The organism is Bordetella hinzii LMG 13501 (genome assembly GCF_001548475.1).
Lineage (GTDB): Bacteria > Pseudomonadota > Gammaproteobacteria > Burkholderiales > Burkholderiaceae_B > Bordetella > Bordetella hinzii.
Window position 1 is genome coordinate 41,704 of the sequence record NZ_LRUJ01000031.1, and the last position, 19,961, is coordinate 61,664.

The following is a 19,961-nucleotide window of genomic DNA, read 5'->3' on the forward strand; positions in this document are numbered from 1 at the left end:
GCGGCCCGTCGACTGTCGCTACTACGCTGCGTCCGGCTCACCCGCGCTTCTACCCCCGCCAATCACGTAGGTGCTTGATTTGAACACCAAGGTAAGCGTGGCTCACGCTTCAATCCCGGCGTGAACACCTTTTCAGACAGATTGAGAGAAGCTCGCGTATTGCGGGGTTACACGCAGCAGGCCCTGGCGCGTGTGGCGGGCCTTTCACAAAGCGCCATCGCCAGCTATGAATGCGGACGCCGACATAGCAGCCGCGCGACGCGCCGGCTGGCGCGGGCGCTGCACGTCCACCTCGATTGGCTGGAGACGGGCGCCGGCCCGCGCGATCTCAGAGGGGTGGTGGAGCTGCAAGAGCCCGCCCCACAGGCGCCGGCCCTGCATCCCCGCGACCAGTTCATTCTGGACCGGCTGATCCACACCTACATCAGGGCCTGCCTGGAATGGCCGCCGGAGGAGGCCGCCATGAAAAAGCCCGCCGGCAAGGGCGGGCCTTGAGGCGATGACGCCTTGCCTTAGCGCTTGGGCGCGCCCGGCACGGAAGCCGGCGCCGGCGCCGCCGCGGGCGCGGCGTCGCCGCGGATCCTGGCGGCGATGGAAGTCGCGGCATTGGCCGTGGGCACGCCGAAGGCCAGCACGCCCTTGTTGAGAGGCTCGGCGATGCGCGGCGCGGCGATGAGTTCGCGGTCGATGACCAGCACCAGCATCTTGCCCACGTTCTGCGTGCTGACTTCGGTCAGCTTGCGCGTGCCGGCTTCGCTAAAGCGCAGGCCGACGAAGTTCTGGCCCTGGCGATCCACGAGGGCCTGGGCCTCGGTCAGGTCGGCGCGCGTGAGCACCGGCATACGCTGCAGATACAGCGTGCCATCGGAGACCTTGACCGGCGTCAGGGAGGGATCGGCGTCGGTCGTGGCGATATAGAACTCGACCACGGCGCTGGTGGCCGCCGGGGCCGGGGCGGCCGTCGTGCCCTGTTCGCTGCTCGCCGCCGTCTTGTCTCCCCCCTTCGGGGCCGCGCATCCCGCCAGCGCCAAGACCGCGATCAAGGCTGCCGGTGCAAGTTTTCGCATAGTCAGTTGCATGATGGATTCCTTCTGAGGTTGGCTTGCGTACCAGGAGGACTTGGCCTGGCCCATGGAGAAAGTTTACAGGGCCATATTACGTGGCTTCACGCCGGACTGCTTCCAGATGTAAAGACCCAATACGGCCTATACTGCGGGTCACGCAGGGGTACTCGCGCGCCGCAAGGCGCGCGTGTTGAGAGAGTCCCTTCGTACCAGTACGGATAATGCCGATGCTGGGAGCGTCTTTCCCGGGGGCAGTGCCCGCCGGGAAGGAGATCCCGATTCGGCTCCATTTTCTTTGGAGCTTTCCATGAATGCCAACCCGAAGTTCCTGGCCGCCACGGCCGAGGTCGACGCGGCAGCCGTCGCCCCGCTTCCCAAGTCCCGCAAGATCTACGAAGTCGGCTCCCGGCCCGATATCCGCGTGCCCTTCCGGGAAATCGAGCAGCAAGATACGCCGACGATGTTCGGCGGCGAGCACAATCCTCCCCTGACCGTCTACGACACCAGCGGCCCCTACACCGATCCGCAAGCCAAGATCGACATCCGCCGCGGCCTGCCGGAAGTGCGCCGGCAATGGATCGATGAGCGCGGCGACGTGGAGATCCTGGACGGCCCGACCAGCGAATACGGCCGCGCGCGCCTGGAGGATCCCAAGCTGACGGCCATGCGCTTTGACCTGCGCCGCCCGCCCCGGCGCGCCAAGGCCGGCGCCAACGTGACCCAGATGCACTATGCCCGCCGCGGCATCGTCACGCCGGAAATGGAATATGTCGCCATCCGCGAAAGCCTGCGCCGCGAGCAATACATCGAATCGCTGCGCGCCAGCGGTCCGGAGGGCGAGAAGCTGGCCCGCCGACTGCTGCGCCAGCACCCGGGCCAATCCTTCGGCGCGGCCATCCCGGCCGCCATCACGCCGGAATTCGTGCGTGATGAGATTGCGCGCGGCCGCGCCATCATTCCGGCCAACATCAATCACCCGGAAATCGAGCCGATGATCATCGGCCGCAACTTCCTGGTGAAGATCAATGCCAACATCGGCAATTCCGCCGTCAGCTCGGGCATCGGCGAAGAAGTCGAGAAGATGACCTGGGCCATCCGCTGGGGCGGCGATACCGTCATGGACCTGTCCACCGGCAAGCACATCCATGAAACGCGCGAATGGATCATCCGTAATTCTCCCGTGCCCATCGGCACCGTGCCGATCTACCAGGCGCTGGAGAAGGTCGACGGCAAGGCCGAAGAGCTGACCTGGGAGATCTTCCGCGACACGCTGATCGAGCAGGCCGAGCAGGGTGTGGACTATTTCACCATCCACGCCGGCGTGCGCCTGCCTTTCATCCCCATGACGGCCGACCGCATGACGGGCATTGTTTCGCGCGGCGGCTCCATCATGGCCAAGTGGTGCCTGGCGCACCACAAGGAGAGCTTCCTCTATGAGCGTTTCGAGGAAATCTGCGAGATCATGAAGGCCTATGACGTCAGCTTCTCGCTGGGCGACGGCTTGCGGCCCGGCTCGGGCTACGACGCCAACGACGAGGCCCAGTTCGCGGAGCTCAAGACCCTGGGCGAACTGACCCAGGTCGCCTGGAAGCACGATGTCCAAGTCATGATCGAAGGCCCGGGCCACGTGCCCATGCAGATGATCAAGGAAAACATGGAGTTGCAGCTGGAGCACTGTCATGAGGCGCCCTTCTATACCTTGGGGCCGCTGACCACCGACATCGCGCCCGGCTATGACCACATCACCTCGGGCATCGGGGCGGCGCTGATCGGCTGGTACGGCACCGCCATGCTGTGCTATGTCACGCCCAAGGAGCACCTGGGCCTGCCCAACAAGAAGGACGTCAAGGACGGCATCATCACGTACAAGATCGCCGCCCATGCCGCCGACCTGGCCAAGGGCCACCCCGGCGCCGCCGTGCGCGACAACGCGCTATCCAAGGCGCGCTTCGAGTTCCGCTGGGAAGACCAATTCAACCTCGGCCTGGACCCCGACACCGCGCGCGAGTTCCACGACGAGACCTTGCCCAAGGATTCGATGAAGGTGGCGCACTTCTGCTCGATGTGCGGCCCGCACTTCTGCAGCATGAAGATCACGCAGGACGTGCGTGACTATGCCGCCAGCCAAGGCCTGTCGGAACAGCAGGCCCTGACCCAGGGCATGCAGGAAAAGGCGGTCGAGTTCGTGAAAAAGGGCGCCGAGGTCTATCACCGCAGCTAAGCGGCCGGCCACGGTCCCCGGAGCCGCCCTGTCAAAGGGCGGCTTTTTTTCTGGCCGCCAGCCAATGCAGGCCGGCCGCCACGGCCAAGAGGGCCAGCATGATGCCGCCCCAGAAGATCCATCCCACGACGCCGATCACCGCCGACAGGCCGCCGGCCATGGGCAGCACGGCATTGACGGCCTGGGCCAGGTCCAGCAGCACCTGCTGCAGCATGGGCATCCAGGGGCCGTCCATCCAAGGCCCGGCCCAGTCCGGCACCTGCGCGGCGCCGCCGGGCAGGTTGGCCGAGGCGATCGCTCCCAGCATCCAGTCGCTCAGGCGCAGCAGCAGCCAGATGGTGAGGGTCCAAAGGCCGGCCAGCACGGCAAAGGACAGCCAGATGAGTTTTTTCATGACAGCTCCGCAAAAAAACCAGCATAGCGGCGCCGTGGCCGATGAAAAACCAGAACAAATAGAATGAAAGCTACGAAAAAACCGAAGTCCTGGCCTGTTCGAGTATCCGCCGCAGCAAGGGATGCTGCTGCCCGCGGCGGGTACGGATGGCGTGGATTTCTTCGTGGACGTCCTCGCAGCGGCCCAAGGGGCGCAGCCCATGGAGCAGGCGGACGTCCTCCCCGCCCATGCGGCTCAAGGGAAAGACGCCCAGACCGCGGGCCGCGAAGACAGCCATCAGGGCGCTGTCCTCGAATTCCGCCACGATCTGCGGCACGATGCCCTGCTCCTCGAACCAGCGGTCCAGTGTCTGGCGCAACACCGAATGTCCGGTCGGCAACAGGACCGGCACACGCGCCAGCGTGTGCGGAAAGGCCGCGACATCGCCGCGGCGCACCCAGCGCGCCGGCCCATACCAATCCACCGGGGCCGAGACCAGGCGCTCGCTGATCAGGCGCAGATTGGGATTGGGCGGCGCACCCTGCCCGGTCAGCACCAGGTCGAGATGATGGCGGGTGAGCTCGCCCAACAGCTCGTCGACCTCGCCCTCGTGGCAGGTCAGGCGCAGGTCGGGCGTGTCCAGGATGGGGCCCAACAGGGCATGGACGGCCAGCTTGGAAATACCATCGGACAGGCCGATAGCCAAGCGCATCATGGGCCGCGTGGCGGCCGCGCGCACATCGTTGGCCAGCTGCTGACCGATCTGGAAGATTTCCTCGGCGCGCGCGAAAGCCGCCTCGCCCGCCTCGGTCAGGGCCACGCCGCGGCCAGCGGGCTTGAGCAATTGATGTCCCAGATTGCGCTCGAGCTCGCGCACCTGGGCGCTGATGGTCTGGATGGCCATGTCCAGGCGCTCGGCCGCGCGCGCAAAGCCTCCCTCCTTGGCCACGGCCCAGAAATAGTAAAGATGCCGGTAATTGAGCATGGGATTTCACTTCGGTTTTTCCGAACCATAACTCAATTTCAGGCTGATTTATAGGGAAGCTCCACGGCCGGAAGATGGCAACCTTCCGAGACGAGGTAAAGCATGGACGCCTTGATGACTTTCTTTCTGAACGATTTCCTTGGCACGCCGGTGTGGAGCTGGCTGCTGTTTCTGGGCGTGGTCGTGGCCTTGCTGGCCTTCGACCTCGGCGTGCTGCACAAAGAGGAGCGCGAGATCGGCGTGCGCGAAAGCCTGCTGCTGTCGGCCGGCTATATCGCGGCCGCCCTGGCCTTTGGCGCCTGGATCTGGTGGCAGATGGGCGCCGAGAGCAGCATGGCCTACTACACGGGCTTTCTGATCGAAAAATCGCTGTCCATGGACAACGTTTTCGTGATCGCGCTGATCTTCACCTATTTCGCCATCCCCCGCCGCTACCAGCACCGGGTGCTGTTCTGGGGCATCCTCGGCGTCATCATCCTGCGCGCCATCATGATCGGCCTGGGCACGGCGCTGGTGAGCCAGTTCGGCTGGGTGATGTATCTGTTCGGCGCATTCCTGGTCTATACCGGCGTCAAGATGTGGCGCATGGTGGACGAAGCGCCCGATATCGAGAACAACGCCATCCTCAAGTTTCTCAAGCGCCGCATGCGCGTGACCGACGGCTTGCGCGGCAATGCCTTCACGGTGGTGGAAACCGACCCGGCGACCCAACGCAAGCTGCGCTTTGCCACGCCGCTGCTGCTGGCCCTGGTATTGATCGAATTCGTGGACCTGCTGTTCGCGGTGGACTCGGTGCCGGCCATTTTCGCCATCACGACCGACCCCTTCATCGTCTACACCAGCAATATCTTCGCGATCCTCGGCCTGCGCGCCCTGTACTTCGCGCTGTCGGCCCTGATACACCGCTTCCATTACCTGAAGTACGCCCTGGCCCTGGTGCTGGTGTTCATCGGCGGCAAGATCTTCCTGCACGGGCTGGTGGGCAAGGTGCCCGCCACCCTCTCGCTGTCGGTGACTTTCGGCCTGATCGCCGCCGGCATCCTGTACTCGCTGTGGAAGACCCGCGGCGAACCACAAGCCGGTTAAGGCTCCACATGGCAAAAGGCCGCCCCCAACGGGGGCGGCCTTTGCCCGCGCAAGCGCTCAGGCCTGCGTGTAGGCGGTCTTGACCGTGGTGTAGAACTCGGCGGCGTAGCGGCCCTGCTCACGCGGGCCGTAGCTCGAGCCCTTGCGGCCGCCAAACGGCACATGGTAGTCCACGCCTGCCGTCGCGCAATTGACCATGACCATGCCGGCCTGGGCTTCGCGCTTGAACTGCGTGGCGTACTTGAGCGAGGTGGTGCAGATGCCCGCCGACAGGCCGAACTCGGTGTCATTGGCCACGGCCAGGGCCTCCTCGAAGCTGTCGACCGGAATGACGGCGGCCACCGGCCCGAAGATTTCCTCGCGGCTGATGCGCATCTCGTTGCTGCAATCGGTGAATAGCGCCGGCGTGAGGAAGAAGCCCTCGGTGGCGCGCTTGACACGCACGCCGCCGGTGGCCAGGCGGGCGCCTTCGTCGCGGCCGATGGCGATGTAGTTCAGGTCCTGGTCGAGCTGGCTCTGGTCGACCACCGGGCCGATGTCGGTGCCGGGCAACAGCGCGTCATCGATCTTCAGGCCTTCCATGCGGGCTTGTACTGCCTCGACAAAGCGCGGATAGATGCCTTTCTGTACGATGAGGCGGCTCGACGCCGTGCAGCGCTGGCCGGTGGAGAAGAAGGCGCCGTTGACGGCGGCCTCGACGGCCACCTTGAGGTCCGCGTCGTCCAGCACGACCATGGGGTTCTTGCCGCCCATTTCGAGCTGCACCTTGGCCATGCGCGGCATGGCGGCCTCCAGCACCCGGCGGCCGGTGGATACCGAGCCGGTGAAGCTGATGGCATTGACCCGGGGGTCGCTCAGGATGGCCTGGCCCACCACGGTACCCCGGCCCATCACGAGGTTGAAGGCGCCGGCCGGCAGCCCGGCGCGGCTGAGGATCTCGGCCAAGGCCCAGGCGCTGGCCGGCACCAGGTCGGCGGGCTTGAACACCACGGTGTTGCCGTAGGCCAGGGCCGGCGCGATCTTCCAGGCCGGAATGGCGATGGGGAAGTTCCACGGGGCGATGATACCCACCACGCCCACGGGTTCGCGGGTGATTTCGGCATCGATGCCCGGGCGGCCCATGGGCAGCTTCTCGCCCGGAACGCGCATGGCTTCGCCGGCGAAGAATTTGAAGATATTGCCCGCGCGCACGACTTCGCCGATGGCTTCGGGCAGGGTCTTGCCCTCTTCACGGGCCAGCAGGCGGCCAAGCTCTTCGCGGCGCGCCAGGATCTCGCTGCCGGCGGCATCGAGCACGTCGGCGCGGCGCTGGCCGGTGGCATAGGCCCACTCGCGCGATGCGGCCACGGCGGCCTCGATGGCCTGGCGCGTCTGCGCGGCATCGGCCTGCGCGTAGTGGCCGATGACGTCGGCCAGATTGGAGGGATTGATATTCGGCCGGGCGTCGGTGCCTTCCACCCAGGCGCCACCGATGTAATTCGCATGCATGTTGTCTCTACCTCTGGAATGAGGCGGGCCCTGGCCCGCCGGGTTTATTATTGCCGCCACGGACGGCATGGCCCCGAGAGGCCTGCCTTGCCGTGGGGATTACAGCAGCTTGCCGGGATTCATGATCCCCGCCGGATCCACCAGTCGCTTGATGCCCGCCATCAGGCGCAGCTCCAGCGGATCCTTGGTATGCAGGAAGTGGTCGCGCTTGAGCTGCCCGATGCCGTGCTCGGCGCTGATGCTGCCGCCGTAGCGATGGACTTCGTCGAGCACCGCGTCGGTCACGCGCGCGCCGTCCCGGGCCGCCCAGTCACGCGGGGCGCCTTCCGGGCGTGACAGGTTGTAGTGCAGATTGCCGTCGCCGAAATGCCCGAAGATATAAAAGCGGATGCCGGGGTCCAGCTCCCGCACCCGTTGCTGGGCGCTGTGCATGAAGTCGGGGATTTTCTCGATGGGCAGCGACACATCGTGCTTCAGATGCGGACCGTCGGCGCGCTGCGCCTCGGAAATCTCTTCACGCAGCTTCCACAGGGCCTGCAATTGCGCCAGCGACGCCGATACCGCGGCATCCAGGCACAGGCCTTCTTCCAGCGCCCGGCCGATCACCTTCTCGAGCAGGGCCGTCAAGGCGGCTTCGTCTTCGGTGTCGGCCAGCTCCATCAGCACATAGCCCGGATAGCGCTGCGCGAACGGCTCCTGCACGCCTTCGGCGTGCCGCAGCACCAGATCCAGGCAATCTCCGGTGAAGAATTCATACGCCTGCAACCGCGCGCCGCAGGCCTGGAACAGGAGCTCGTAGAGCGAGAGCGCCTGCGCCGGCGAGTCCACCGCGGCCAGGACGACCGTACGCACGTCGGTGCGCGGAAATAGCCGCAGCGCCACGGCGGTAATCACGCCCAGCGTGCCTTCCGAGCCGATCAGCAGCTGCTTGAGGTCATAGCCGGTGTTGTCCTTGCGCAGCGTGCGCAGGCCGTGGAAGATCTCGCCGGTAGGCAGCACCGCCTCCAGGCCCAGGACCAGCTCCCGCGTCATGCCGTAGCGCACGACATTGACGCCGCCCGCATTGGTGGCGACGTTGCCGCCGATCTGGCTGGAGTCTTCGGCCGCCAGGCTCAGGGGCAGAAGCCGCCCGGCCTCCTGGGCGGCACGCCGCAGGTTGCCGAGTATGCAGCCGGCCTCGGCCACCATGGTGTTGGCGATGGTGTCGATGGAACGGATGGCGTTCATGCGGTCCAGGCTGAGGACCACGTTGGCGGGCGAGGCGTCCGGCGTGGCCGCGCCGCATAGACCGGTATTGCCGCCGCGCGGCACCACGGGCACGCTTTCGGCCTGGCACAAGGCCAAGGCGCGCGAGACCTCCCCGGTCGTGCGCGGGCGCAGCACGGCCTGGGCCTGGCCCTTGTACATGCCGCGCCAATCGGCCAGCCAGGGGGCAATATCGTCGGGCCGTGTGAGCACCACATCGGGGCCCAGGGCGGCGGTCAGGCGTTCGGCAAAAGTGTTTTGGCTCATGGCTTCAGGCGGTAAGGGAGAAATCGAGTTGCAGCCGGCCGGCGGCATTGTGCAAGTGGCGCAATGCCGCGCCGCGGGCGGCATCGGCGTCGCCCGCCTGGATGGCTTCGAAGACGGCGATGTGTTCGCCGTGCACGGCGCGGGCCAGGCCTTGCTGGCGGGCAGTATTGGCGCGCGCGGCGGTCACCGCCTGGCGCAATTGCAGATTGAGGTATTGCAGCAGGCGGCGATAGTGATCGTTGTGCGTGGCGCTGGCGATCGCCAGGTGAAAGGCCACGTCATGCTCGCTGCCCTGCACCGGGTCTTCGAGATGCTGCCCAAGCGCCGACAGCGCCGCTTGCATGGCCTGGAGGTCGGCCGCGTCGCGGCGCCGGGCCGCCAGCGCGGCCGCGCCGGCCTCCAGATCCATGCGCAACTCGTAAACGGCGCCCAGGGCCGCGCGATCCAGGCCGACGTCCGGCGGCACCTGGAAACCCTGCGCGCCCGTGCGGGCGATCACGGTGCACCCGGATCCCTGGCGCGTGCGCACCAGACCCTGGGTGCGCAGGCGCTCGGTCGCCTCGCGTATCACGGCCGCGCTCACGCCGTAGCGCTCGGCCAGCGCCCGGCCCGAAGGCAGTTTTTCGCCTACGGCATATCGCCCGCGGCCGATCTCGTCGGCCAGCTGGCGGGAGACCTGCTCGGTCAGTGTCCTGGTTTGCATGGGCGGATTATAGCCGGAAGATTTCAGGTTATCTGATAACTTTTGGCGATCCTGCCTGTCCAGGCCATCGGCTCAACGGTGGCGGCAGACGGGGCAGTCGGGGTCGCGGGGCACGTTGACGCTATGCCACTGCATGCTGCGCACATCCAGCTGCAGCAGGCGGCCGGCCAAGGTCTGGCCCAGGCCCGAGGCCAGTTTCAGCGCCTCGGCGGCCTGCGTGGTGCCGATGATGCCCACCAGCGGGGCCAGCACGCCCGTGGTGGCGCAGTTGATGTCTTCGGCCTCGTCAGACTCGGGAAAAAGACAGTGATAGCAGGGCGCGTCGTCGCGCCGCAGGTCATAGGTGCTGACCTGGCCGTCGTAGCGGATGGCCGCCCCCGAGACCAGGGGCTTGCGATGCCGCACGCAAGCCCGGTTGATGGCATGCCGGGTGGCGAAGTTGTCGCAGCAATCCAGCACGATATCGGCGGCGGCCACGGCCTGGGCCATGCTCTCGCCTTGCAGGCGCTCCACCCTGGCCTGGACTTCGACCTCGGGATTGAAGGCCGCCAGCATCTCGCGGCCGGACTCGGCCTTGGGACGGCCCAGGCTGGCGGTGGTGTGCAGGATCTGGCGCTGCAGATTGGACAGCTCGACGATGTCGTCGTCCACGAGCGTGATGTGGCCGATGCCGGCCGTGGCCAGATAGAGCGCCGCGGGCGAACCCAGCCCGCCCGCGCCGATGATCAGGACTTTTGCGGCCAGGAAGCGCTCCTGCCCTTCGATGCCGAGATCGTCGAGCAGGATGTGTCGGGCATAGCGCAGCAGTTGCTGATCGTTCATTTTTTGCCGGCGGGTTCGACTCCGGACGGCGTGATCGTCATGCGCTGCGTCGCCCCCGATGCATTGGGCTTGATATCGGCCTTGGCCTGGGCGCGGGCCGATCCTTTCTGCACCGCCTTGCCCTGCAGCAGGTTGATGGCCTGCAGCAGCTGGAAGTCGTCCTTGCCGCCGAACTCGAACACCTTGCCCGCGGGCGTGTCGGGGTTCTCGCTGGGATCGGACTTCACTTCGGCGTTCGGGCTTTGCTGGTTGGACAGATGGCGCTGCAGGTCGGCCTCGCGCGGCAGGCGGAACAGGTCGCCATCGGCCGTGTCGGCCACGACGTAGTCCGGCTCGATGCCGGTGGCCTGGATGGAGCGGCCGCTGGGCGTGAAGTAGCGCGACGTGGTGAGCTTGACCGCCGTGGTCTCGGACAGCGGCAGGATGACCTGGACCGAGCCCTTGCCGAAGGTGCGGTTGCCCAGCACCTTGGCGCGCTTGTGATCCTGCAACGCGCCGGCCACGATTTCGGAGGCCGAGGCCGAACCGACGTTGACCAGCACCACCATGGGCACGGTCTTGGTCCAGCCCGGGATGCCGCTCAGGTAATTGCCTTCGCCGCGCGCGTACTCCGACGGCGTCGCCAGGTACTTGTGGCGCGAATCCGGCGTGCGGCCATCGGTGGAGACCACCAGCGCGTCCGGCGGCAGGAAGGCGCCCGCCACGCCGATGGCGCTGGTCAGCAGGCCGCCCGGGTCGTTGCGCAGGTCGAGCACCAGGCCCTTGGGCGCGCCCTTGGCGCCGAGTTCATTCAGGTGGCGGGCCAGGTCCGGACCGGTTTTTTCCTGGAATTGCGCGATGCGCACATAGGCCACGCCGTCGTCCAGCATCTTGCTGCGCACGCTGCGCACCTTGATGATGTCGCGCACGATCTTGACCACGATGGGCTGCGGGCGATCCGCGCGCATGATGGTCAGCGTGATCGGAGACTTGGGCTTGCCGCGCATCAGCTTGACGGCGTCATTGAGCGACATGCCCTTGGTCGGGGTGTCGTCGATCTTGATGATGAGGTCTCCGGCCATGATGCCGGCGCGCGCGGCCGGCGTGTCTTCGATGGGAGAAATCACCTTGACGAAACCGTCCTCGGCGCCGACCTCGATGCCCAGGCCGCCGAACTCGCCTTGCGTGGCCGTCTGCATTTCGCGGAAGGCGTCGGCGTCGAGGTAGGCCGAATGCGGGTCGAGGTTGGACACCATGCCCGAGATCGCATTGCTGATCAGGGTCTTGTCGTCGACCTGCTCAACGTAGTTGTTCTTGATCGCGGCAAAGACATTGGTCAGCTGGCGCAATTCGTCCAGTGGCAAGGGGCTGCCCCGCTGTGCGACCGCGGTGACGCCCACGCTCAGCAGTATGCCTGCCACGATGCCCGTGGCGACCAGACCGAAACCGCGAAACTTGCGAGTGCTCATGCACACATCCTGATTTTGATGCCCGATTTATTGGGCCAGCCACTGAGCTGGGTCCACCGGGGCGCCACTGTGGCGAATTTCAAAGTATAGGCCCGATTCCACCTGGCCGCCGGTAGCCCCCACTGTAGCAATAGTATCTCCCGTTGCCACGCGGTCGCCCACCCGTTTGAGCAGGCTCTGGTTGTAAGCGTAGACCGTCAGGTATTGCTGGCCGTGATCCACGATGATCAGATTGCCAAAACCGCGCAGCCATTCCGCGTAGACCACGGTGCCGGGCGCCACGGATTTGACCGCCGTGCCCTCCGGGGCGCGCAGAACGATACCGCGCCAGACGCCGCCGTCGGGGCGGCTCACGCCGAATCGGCCTTGTACCTGCCCGCGCACCGGCGGCGGCAGGCCGCGGCGCAGGCCGCTGCCGCCGCCCACCAGGGGCCGCGCGTCTTCGCGCGCGACGGGCCGGGCGGGCGCTTCCGGTTCCGGCTTTACCGCTTGGACAGGCTTGGCCGCGGCAGGTTCGCGCGACTCGACCAGGCGCGGATGGGTGGTATCGGCCGGCCTGAGCCCGGCCCCTTCGGGATCGGCCACCACGGAGGGGCCGCGTCCGCGCTCGAGCGCCGCCTCGGCCTGTTCCCGCACACGCGAGGCCTCCTCGGCATCGCGGCTGCGCCGGGCCTCCTGGGCCTTGCGGGCGGCCTCGGCCCGGCGGGCTTCTTCAGCCTTGCGGGCTTCTTCGGCCTTGCGGGCCAGTTCGGCCTTGCGGGCCTCCTCGGCTTTGCGGGCTTCTTCGGCCTTGCGGGCCTCCTCGGCCTTGCGCCGGGCTTCCTCGGCGGCGCGGCGGCGGGCCTCTTCCTCGGCCTGCCGGGTGATGGCGACGCCCAGATCGTCGATCAGGCGGGACAGACGCTGGTCATCACGGCCCAGGCGGGTCGCCTCGGCGCGCTGCGCTTCTATCTGCCCCTCTAATTTCGCCAACAGGGTCGCGCGCTCTTTCTGCTGCGCCACGAGGGCCTGCTTCTCGTTGGCGGTCTCGGTGGTCAGGCGCTGGAGGTCCTCGCGCCGGGCGTCGGCACGCTTTTGCAGGGCGGTCAGGCGGTCGATGTCCTGCCGCACTTCGGTCACCGCCTGGGCGCGGGCCCGGGAGACGTATTCCAGGTAGCCCAGATTGCGGCCGAGCTCCTGGGGATCGCCGCCCGAGAGCAGTTCGGTCCAGGGAGACAGGCCGCTCGTATATTGGGCCTTGAGCTGGTCGGCGAGCTGGGTGCGCCGCTGCTGCAAGACTTCGGTCTGGTGGGCAATCTGCTTTTCGAGCGAGGCCAGGTCGCCTTCGGCCAGCCGGCTGCTGTCGGCCAGCTCACGCAGCCGCCGGTTGATGGAGGAGATCGCGGACTCGGATGCCTTGAGCGCGTCGGCCGCCTCCTTGCGGGCGGCTTCGCGTTCGTCAATCATTTTCTGCAAGGAATCGATGCGATTGCGCAGCGCCGCCTGCTGCCGTTCGGCCTCCGACTGGCGGTTGGCCAGATCGCCTGGCGCCGCCTGCGCCGCCAGCGGCACCCACGCCGCGACGGCCATACCCAGCAAACCCGCTGCGAACCGCATGCAATCAGTCCTTCTTTGCCTTACCTTGCGCGGCCACGGCGGCCATCGCCGCTTCGATTTCGGCCGCATCGCCCAGATAGTAATGGCGAATCGGGCGCAGGTTCTCGTCCAGTTCGTAGACCAGGGGCTGGCCGGTGGGGATGTTCACGCCGACGATGTCGTCATCCGAAATATTGTCCAGGTGCTTGATCAGGGCGCGCAGGCTGTTGCCGTGGGCGGCGATCAGGACGCGGCGGCCCGACCGGATGGCCGGCGCGATGGAGTCGTTCCAGAAGGGCAGCACGCGGGCCACGGTGTCCTGCAGGCACTCCGTGGCGGGCAGCTGCTCGGCCGGGATCTTGGCGTAGCGGCTGTCAAAGCGCGGATGGCGGGGATCGTCCAGGTCCAGGGGCTCGGGCGCGATCGCATAGGCGCGGCGCCAGATCAGCACCTGTTCGTCGCCGAACTTGGCGGCCGTCTCCGCCTTGTTCAAGCCCTGCAGCTGGCCGTAGTGGCGCTCGTTCAGGCGCCAGCTCACGCCGACCGGGGTGTACATGGCATCCATGGCGTCCAGGGCGATCCACAGGGTGCGGATGGCGCGCTTGAGCACCGAGGTGTAGGCGAGGTCGAACACATAACCTTCACGCTTGAGCAGTTCGCCGGCCTTGCGGGCCTGTTCGCGGCCGGTTTCGGTCAGGTCGACGTCGGTCCAGCCGGTGAAGCGGTTTTCCAGATTCCACTGGCTTTCACCGTGGCGCATGAGGACGAGTTTGTACATGGTCAAAGGCGCAAATCGCGCAGGTTGGAGGTGAACAATAGGCTCATTTTATAATTGAGTGATTTTGCCCCAGGCTTAGCCCCCCCGGCGCGGTATGCTGCCGGGCCGTCGCCATCTGGCCCCAAAGCCGCCCGACCCGACGCCGCGCGTCGGAAATCCGGGCGTCCAGGGCGCCGCACTTCAGGATGTCTCGTGGATTTTCTGCAATTTTTGATCGACAAGAACAATATCTTCATCGTCGTCGTGGCGCTGGCCTCGGGAGGCATGCTCCTGGTGACCAGCCTGCGCAAGGGCCGCGGCGGCTCGGCCCTGGACACCAACGCGGCCATCCAGTTGGTCAACCAACAGGGCGCCGTCTGGGTCGACGTGCGCGCGGCCGAGCAGTTCCAGGCCGGCCATATCGCCCAGGCCCGCAGCGTCCCGGCCGAGGAGCTCGAAAAGAAGGCGGCCTCGCTGCCCAAGAACAAGCCGCTCATCGTGGTTTGCGAACAGGGCCGCAATGCGCCGCGCATCGCCCAGCGCCTCAAGGCCCTGGGCCTGACCGACGTCAAGACGCTGGAAGGCGGCATGCGCGCCTGGTACGCGGCCAATCTTCCGGTCACGCAAAAAGGCTGACACGGCAAGCCCCGGGCCATTCAATGAGTCCCATATTGCTTTCGATGGAGGGAAGCCATGCAAAAAGTTGTTATGTATAGCAAGGACTACTGTCCGTACTGCGCCCGGGCAGAGGCTTTGCTGCGCCAACGCGGGGTCACCGACATCGAGAAAATCCAGATCGATCGCGAACCCGCCCAGCGCGATGCCATGATCGAGCGCACGGGCCGCCGCACGGTGCCGCAGATTTTCATCGGCGACACCCACGTGGGTGGCTGCGACGACCTCCAGGCGCTGGACCGCGCCGGTGGTCTGCTTCCCTTGTTAAACGGCTGACGGCAACCGCCAACGGCTTCTCTCAAGCCTTACAACCCTATAAAACCGGAATCTCTCATGGCCGATCAGGACCAAAACACCCAGCAAACCGGCTCCGATGCGCCCGCCTTCAATCTCCAGCGCGTCTATCTAAAGGACCTGTCGCTGGAAATGCCGAATGCGCCGCACATCTTCCTGGAACAGGAAGGCCCGGCGGTCGAAGTGACCATCAATGTCGGCGGCCAGCGCCTGGCCGATACCGTCTTCGAATCGACCGTCACCGTGACCGTCACGACCCGCGTCAACGACAAGGTCCTGTACCTGGTCGAGGGCACGCAGGCTGGCATCTTCGAACTGGCCAACATCCCGCCCGAGCAGATGGACCCCATCCTGGGCATCGTCTGCCCGACCATGCTCTACCCCTATCTGCGCGCCAACGTGGCCGACGCGATCACCCGCAGCTCGCTGCCGGCCCTGCATCTGACCGAAGTCAACTTCCAGGCCCTGTACGAGCAACGCCTGGCCGAAATGGCCCAGCAGCAAGACAAGCCCGCCAACGGGAGCGAGTCCGGCATCATCCTGCCGCCGGGCGCCACCCGCCAGTAAGTCCCTCCCGCCATGGCCCGCCCCCCCTCCCCCGCCCTGCGCGTCGCCGTTCTCGGCGCGGGCAGCTGGGGCACGGCCCTGGCGGCGGCGGCCGCCCGCCGCCATCCCACCCTGTTGTGGGCGCGCGACCCGGCCCAGGCCCAGCGCCTGGAGGCCGAGCGCGAAAACACCCGATATCTGCCCGGCGTGGCCCTGCCGGCCGCGCTGCAATTCAGCGCCGACCTGGACCACGCCCTGGCCTTCCTGGGCAGTGACCCCGACCACGCCCTCATCATCCTCGGCGTGCCCGTGGCTGGCATGAGCGCCATGATGGCCGAACTGGCCCGGCGCCTGCCGACGCTGGGCATGGCCGACACGCCTATCGTCTGGACCTGCAAGGGTTTCGAGACCGACACCGCCCGGCTGCCGCACGAGATCGCGCGGCAAGCCGCCGCCGGCATGAGCGGGCTGGCCTGCGGCGTGCTGTCCGGCCCGTCCTTTGCCCGCGAAGTCGCCCAAGGCCTGCCCGTGGCGCTTACAGTGGCCAGCGATGACGCGCGCGTCACCCGCGCGGCCACGGCCGCCCTGCATGGCGGCGCGGTACGTGTCTACGCCAGCCAGGACGTGGCCGGCGTCGAGGTGGGCGGGGCCCTGAAGAATGTCATCGCCGTGGCCTGCGGGATTTCGGACGGCCTGGCGCTGGGCACCAATGCCCGCGCCGCCCTCATCACCCGCGGCCTGGCCGAAATGACGCGCTTTGGCGCCGCGCTGGGCGCGCGCGCCGACACCTTTGCCGGCCTCACGGGCCTGGGCGACCTGGTGCTGACCGCCACGGGAGAGCTGTCGCGCAACCGCCGCGTGGGCCTGGAGATCGGTGCCGGCCGCAAGCTCGAGGACATCCTGGCCAGCGGCATCACCGCCGAGGGCGTGCGCTGCGCCCGGGCCGCCTTGCAGCGGGCGCGTTCGCTGGGCGTCGAGCTGCCCATCACCGAGGCCGTGTGCGCCGTGCTGTTCGAGGGCGTGGCGCCCATGACCGCCGTTTCCGCCCTGTTGGCGCGCGAGGCGCGCCAAGAAGGCCCCGGTCCCGCCGAAAGCAACCCCACCCGCTGAGGCCGGACCACCCCGCCCCCCTATTCACGCGCGTCTACAACAACAACCCCGAGGAGAGTCTTCCATGTCTTTCGCACGCCTGTTCGGCCGCCTGGGCCTGGGCCTGGCCACCGTCATGCTGCCGCTGGCCGCGCACGCGGCCTGGCCCGAGCGCCCCATCCACCTGGTGGTGCCCTTCCCGCCCGGCTCGTCGCCCGACCTGCTGGCCCGCACCATCGCCGAGCCGCTGTCGCAGGTCTTGCAGCAATCCATCGTGGTGGACAACAAACCGGGCGCGGGCGGCAACATCGGCACGCGCATCGTGTCGCAGGCCAAGCCCGACGGCTACACCCTGCTCTATACGATCAATGGTCCGCTGGTGACCGCCCCCACCCTGTACAAGCGCACCCTGGGCTATGACCCGCTGAAGGACCTGGCGCCTATCACCCTGGTCGCCACCAGCCCCAATGTGCTGACCGTGCCCGCCAACCTGGGTGCCGACAACCTGCAGGATTTCGTGAAACTGGCCAAGGAGCGCGCGGGCGCGCTGAACTATGGCTCGGTCGGCCCGGGCAGCTCGGCCCACCTGGCCATGGAGATGTTCAAGCAGGAAGCCAAGATCGACCTGGCGCAGATTCCCTACCCGGGCTTTCCGCAAGTGATCTCGGCCATCATCGGCGGCGACGTGCAGGCGGGCTTCATGGTGCCGGCCATCGCCATGCCGCAGGTCAAGGATGGCCGCGTGAAGGCGCTGGCCATCACCAGCCTGGAGCCCAGCGATGCCCTGCCCGGCATCCCGACCATGGCTTCGCAAGGCTATCCGGGTTTCGAGGCGATTTCATGGAACGCCATCCTGGCGCCGGCCGGCACGCCCACGCCCATCGTCGAACGGCTCAATAGCGAGCTGGCCCGCATCATCGACAGCGAGGCGGTGCGCAAGCAGTTGCTGCTGCAGTACTTCACGCCGGCCCCGTCCACGCCCGAAGCGCTCACCCAGCGCATCCGCGACGAAAAGGCGCGCTGGGACCGGGTGATCGAGAGCCTGAACCTGTCGCTGGATTGATCGTCTGAAGGGGCCTGACGGCCCCTTGTCTATTCGCCGCCCGCGTAGCCTTGCTGGCGCCAGGCTTCGAACACCGTCACCGCCACGGCGTTGGACAGGTTGAGGCTGCGCTGGCCGGGCCGCATGGGCAGGCGCAAGCGCTGCGCGGGCGCGAACAGCGCCACATGCTCGGGCGACAGGCCGGCGGTCTCCCTGCCGAAGACAAAGACATCTCCGGGCTGGTATTGCATGCCGGCGGCGCTGCGCGCGCCCTGCGTGGTCATGGCGAAGATGCGCGCGGCCGGCGCGCCCGTGGCCGCCAGGGCGGCAGGCAGATCGTCATGGACCTTCATGGGCTGCCATTCGTGATAGTCCAGCCCCGCGCGGCGCAGGCGCGCGTCGTCCAATTCGAAGCCCAGCGGCCGCACCAAGTGCAGTTGCGCGCCGGTATTGGCGCAAAGCCGGATGGCATTGCCGGTGTTGGGCGGGATTTCGGGGCAGACGAGGATGACGTGGAACATGATGACAACAATGGGGGCCGAGCGGCATTCAGGGGGTATTGTGCCAGCCCGGCGCCGGCGTGCGGGCCGCGGCCAGTATGCCGATGCAGCGCGCCCCGGCGCGGCGCAGGGCCAGCGCGGCCGCATGCGCGGTCGCGCCCGTGGTGACCACGTCATCGACCAGCAGGATGTCGCGGCCCGCCAGGCCGGCGTCGGCGACAAACAGGCCACGCAGGCCGCGCCAACGCGCCCGGCGCCCGCGTCCGCGTTGCGGGGCGCGCTCGCGTGCCCGGCGCAGGCCGTGGCGCCGCAATGGCAGGCCCAGACCTTGCGCCGCCACACCGGCCAGCTCGGCCGCCGGATTGAACCCGCGCCGCCGCAACGCGGCGGCCGATGCAGGCACCGGCACCAGCACTACGGCGCCGGCTCGGCCCCGGCGCCGCCAGGCACCCGCCATCAACAGGCCCAGGGCCCGCGCCAGGCCCAGCCGGCCCTGCCGCTTGTATGCCTGGATGAGGCCGTCGCCGGGAAAGGCGTAGTCGAAGGCCGCGACGCAGACCCCGAAGCGGGGCCGCCGCCGCAGGCAGGACGCACACAGCGGGCCGCCCGCCCGGGGCAGGCGCGCCGCGCAGGCCGGACAGCGCGCGGTGTGTCCGCGCATGGAGGCCGTGACATCGCGCGCGCAGCCGCGGCAGAGGCGGCCGCCCGCCGCCTGGCCCGCGCACAGCGGGCAGGCGGTGGGCCAACGCCATGACAGCCGGCAGGGCTTATACCAGGGGACGGATGGGGGATGGGCCATAATGTCGGCGGCGAACGCTCGGTCCGCCATCTAAACATACCGGCGCGCGCCTGCCGCCCGCCACTGCATGCTCATGTCCCAGCCTTCGTCACTGCCCGACCTGCCCATCAATCCCCTGGACGTCAGCCGCCAGTTCGCCCGGCGCGGCGATTTGGCGCCGGCGCAGTTTCTTTACGGGGAGATCGCCAGCCGCATGATGGGCAGGCTGGGCTATATCCGCCTGCAGCCGCAAGCCATGCTGGATGCCGGCTGCGGCGCGGGCGATAACCTGCCGCTGCTGCGCGAGCGCTATCCGCAGGCCGCCTACACAGGGCTGGACCACTGCGCGCCCCTGCTGGCGATCGCGCGACAGCGCTTCCAGCCCGCCGGGCTGTCGGCCCTGGTGGGCAAGCTGACTGGCCGCGGCAAGCCGCCGATCCAGTTCGTGCAAGCCGATATCGCCGCGACCGGCCTGGCGCCCGAGTCGCTTGACCTGGTCTGGTCCAACCTCGCCCTGCACTGGCATCCGGCGCCGCACGCGGTGCTGGCGGAGTGGCGGCGCGTCCTGCGCACGGGCGGCCTGGCCATGTTTTCCTGTCTGGGGCCGGCCACGCTGCGCGAGCTGCGCGGCGCCCTGGACGCGGCGGGGCTGGCCACCGCCACGCCGGCCTTTGTGGACATGCATGATTTCGGCGACCTGCTGGTCGAGAACGGTTTTGCCGACCCGGTCATGGACCAGGAGATCCTGACCCTGACCTACGCCACGCCCGAGAAGCTGCTGCAGGACGTCCGCGCCCTGGGCGGCAATCCGGCGCGCGGGCGCCGTCCGGGCCTGGCCGGCCGGGCCTGGCGCGACCGCCTGTGCGCCGCGCTGGAGAGCCAGCGAGGCGCCGACGGACGGATTTCATTGACGATCGAAGTGGCCTATGGGCACGCCTGGCGGGCCGCCGCGCACCGCGCCGCCCCGGGCGAGACCCGGCTGTCGGTCAGCGCCATCGGCGGG

General features: G+C 67.7%; 21 protein-coding genes. 9 read left to right on the forward strand and 12 right to left on the reverse strand.

Going from position 1 to position 19,961, the window contains the following annotated elements:
* Positions 1-120 precede the first annotated feature (120 nt).
* On the forward strand, positions 121-495 hold the full coding sequence (locus tag AXA74_RS17975) for a helix-turn-helix domain-containing protein (protein WP_029577937.1): 375 nt from the start codon (positions 121-123) through the stop codon (positions 493-495).
* Positions 496-512: 17 nt separating this feature from the next.
* On the opposite strand, the gene AXA74_RS17980 is transcribed toward AXA74_RS17975, so the two are convergent.
* Positions 513-1,079, reverse strand: a complete 567-nt coding sequence (locus AXA74_RS17980; RefSeq protein ID WP_032958466.1) for a SecDF P1 head subdomain-containing protein — start codon at positions 1,077-1,079, stop codon at positions 513-515.
* Between the two features lie 292 nt (positions 1,080-1,371).
* Here AXA74_RS17980 and thiC point away from each other — a divergent pair, with 292 nt between their 5' ends.
* Complete coding sequence (thiC, locus tag AXA74_RS17985; RefSeq protein ID WP_029577935.1) at positions 1,372-3,285, forward strand: phosphomethylpyrimidine synthase ThiC; 1,914 nt, start codon at positions 1,372-1,374, stop codon at positions 3,283-3,285.
* Between the two features lie 31 nt (positions 3,286-3,316).
* Here the strand turns inward: thiC and AXA74_RS17990 are convergent, their stop codons facing one another.
* The gene (locus AXA74_RS17990) at positions 3,317-3,679 is read right to left on the reverse strand and encodes a hypothetical protein (protein ID WP_029577934.1); all 363 of its coding nucleotides are present in this window, start codon (positions 3,677-3,679) and stop codon (positions 3,317-3,319) included.
* Between the two features lie 70 nt (positions 3,680-3,749).
* Positions 3,750-4,643, reverse strand: coding sequence for a LysR family transcriptional regulator (locus AXA74_RS17995; RefSeq protein ID WP_029577933.1), 894 nt, complete (start codon positions 4,641-4,643; stop codon positions 3,750-3,752).
* Positions 4,644-4,745: 102 nt separating this feature from the next.
* Between AXA74_RS17995 and AXA74_RS18000 the strand changes: the two genes are divergently transcribed.
* A complete protein-coding gene (locus AXA74_RS18000) occupies positions 4,746-5,729 on the forward strand; it encodes a TerC family protein (protein ID WP_029577932.1) in 984 nt (327 codons plus the stop codon).
* A gap of 57 nt (positions 5,730-5,786) precedes the next feature.
* On the opposite strand, the gene AXA74_RS18005 is transcribed toward AXA74_RS18000, so the two are convergent.
* The 7 genes from AXA74_RS18005 to gpmA all read right to left on the reverse strand — a co-directional run bounded on the left by AXA74_RS18005 (position 5,787) and on the right by gpmA (position 14,055).
* A complete protein-coding gene (locus tag AXA74_RS18005; RefSeq protein ID WP_029577931.1) occupies positions 5,787-7,217 on the reverse strand; it encodes an aldehyde dehydrogenase family protein in 1,431 nt (476 codons plus the stop codon).
* 99 nt (positions 7,218-7,316) lie between these two features.
* Positions 7,317-8,729, reverse strand: a complete 1,413-nt coding sequence (locus AXA74_RS18010) for an FAD-binding oxidoreductase (RefSeq protein WP_032979525.1) — start codon at positions 8,727-8,729, stop codon at positions 7,317-7,319.
* Positions 8,730-8,733: 4 nt separating this feature from the next.
* On the reverse strand, positions 8,734-9,432 hold the full coding sequence (locus AXA74_RS18015; protein WP_032958468.1) for a FadR/GntR family transcriptional regulator: 699 nt from the start codon (positions 9,430-9,432) through the stop codon (positions 8,734-8,736).
* 72 nt (positions 9,433-9,504) lie between these two features.
* Positions 9,505-10,254: a HesA/MoeB/ThiF family protein gene (locus AXA74_RS18020; protein WP_032979526.1), complete on the reverse strand. Its 750-nt coding sequence runs from the start codon at positions 10,252-10,254 to the stop codon at positions 9,505-9,507.
* The gene (locus AXA74_RS18025; protein ID WP_029577927.1) at positions 10,251-11,702 is read right to left on the reverse strand and encodes a S41 family peptidase; all 1,452 of its coding nucleotides are present in this window, start codon (positions 11,700-11,702) and stop codon (positions 10,251-10,253) included. Before AXA74_RS18025 ends, AXA74_RS18020 begins: the two co-directional genes overlap by 4 nt.
* A 27-nt stretch (positions 11,703-11,729) precedes the next feature.
* Positions 11,730-13,298: a murein hydrolase activator EnvC family protein gene (locus AXA74_RS18030; RefSeq protein ID WP_032979527.1), complete on the reverse strand. Its 1,569-nt coding sequence runs from the start codon at positions 13,296-13,298 to the stop codon at positions 11,730-11,732.
* 4 nt (positions 13,299-13,302) lie between these two features.
* Positions 13,303-14,055, reverse strand: a complete 753-nt coding sequence (gene gpmA, locus AXA74_RS18035) for a 2,3-diphosphoglycerate-dependent phosphoglycerate mutase (protein ID WP_029577925.1) — start codon at positions 14,053-14,055, stop codon at positions 13,303-13,305.
* Between the two features lie 192 nt (positions 14,056-14,247).
* Here gpmA and AXA74_RS18040 point away from each other — a divergent pair, with 192 nt between their 5' ends.
* The 5 genes from AXA74_RS18040 to AXA74_RS18060 all read left to right on the forward strand — a co-directional run bounded on the left by AXA74_RS18040 (position 14,248) and on the right by AXA74_RS18060 (position 17,701).
* Entirely contained in the window at positions 14,248-14,670 is a 423-nt protein-coding gene (locus AXA74_RS18040) for a rhodanese-like domain-containing protein (RefSeq protein WP_032979528.1), read from the forward strand.
* Positions 14,671-14,727: 57 nt separating this feature from the next.
* Positions 14,728-14,985, forward strand: a complete 258-nt coding sequence (gene grxC / locus AXA74_RS18045; RefSeq protein WP_029577923.1) for a glutaredoxin 3 — start codon at positions 14,728-14,730, stop codon at positions 14,983-14,985.
* A gap of 57 nt (positions 14,986-15,042) precedes the next feature.
* Complete coding sequence (secB, locus tag AXA74_RS18050; RefSeq protein ID WP_029577922.1) at positions 15,043-15,570, forward strand: protein-export chaperone SecB; 528 nt, start codon at positions 15,043-15,045, stop codon at positions 15,568-15,570.
* A 12-nt stretch (positions 15,571-15,582) separates the two neighbouring features.
* Positions 15,583-16,659: an NAD(P)H-dependent glycerol-3-phosphate dehydrogenase gene (locus tag AXA74_RS18055; protein ID WP_029577921.1), complete on the forward strand. Its 1,077-nt coding sequence runs from the start codon at positions 15,583-15,585 to the stop codon at positions 16,657-16,659.
* A gap of 64 nt (positions 16,660-16,723) precedes the next feature.
* A complete protein-coding gene (locus tag AXA74_RS18060; RefSeq protein WP_029577920.1) occupies positions 16,724-17,701 on the forward strand; it encodes a Bug family tripartite tricarboxylate transporter substrate binding protein in 978 nt (325 codons plus the stop codon).
* 29 nt (positions 17,702-17,730) lie between these two features.
* Here the strand turns inward: AXA74_RS18060 and AXA74_RS18065 are convergent, their stop codons facing one another.
* Together AXA74_RS18065 and AXA74_RS18070 are read right to left on the reverse strand one after the other, a co-directional pair.
* A complete protein-coding gene (locus AXA74_RS18065; RefSeq protein WP_029577919.1) occupies positions 17,731-18,201 on the reverse strand; it encodes a tRNA (cytidine(34)-2'-O)-methyltransferase in 471 nt (156 codons plus the stop codon).
* A gap of 28 nt (positions 18,202-18,229) precedes the next feature.
* Positions 18,230-18,979, reverse strand: coding sequence for a ComF family protein (locus tag AXA74_RS18070; protein WP_376740388.1), 750 nt, complete (start codon positions 18,977-18,979; stop codon positions 18,230-18,232).
* Between the two features lie 73 nt (positions 18,980-19,052).
* Here AXA74_RS18070 and AXA74_RS18075 point away from each other — a divergent pair.
* On the forward strand, positions 19,053-19,961 hold a 909-nt coding region (locus tag AXA74_RS18075), incomplete at its 3' end, for a methyltransferase domain-containing protein (RefSeq protein ID WP_060833240.1).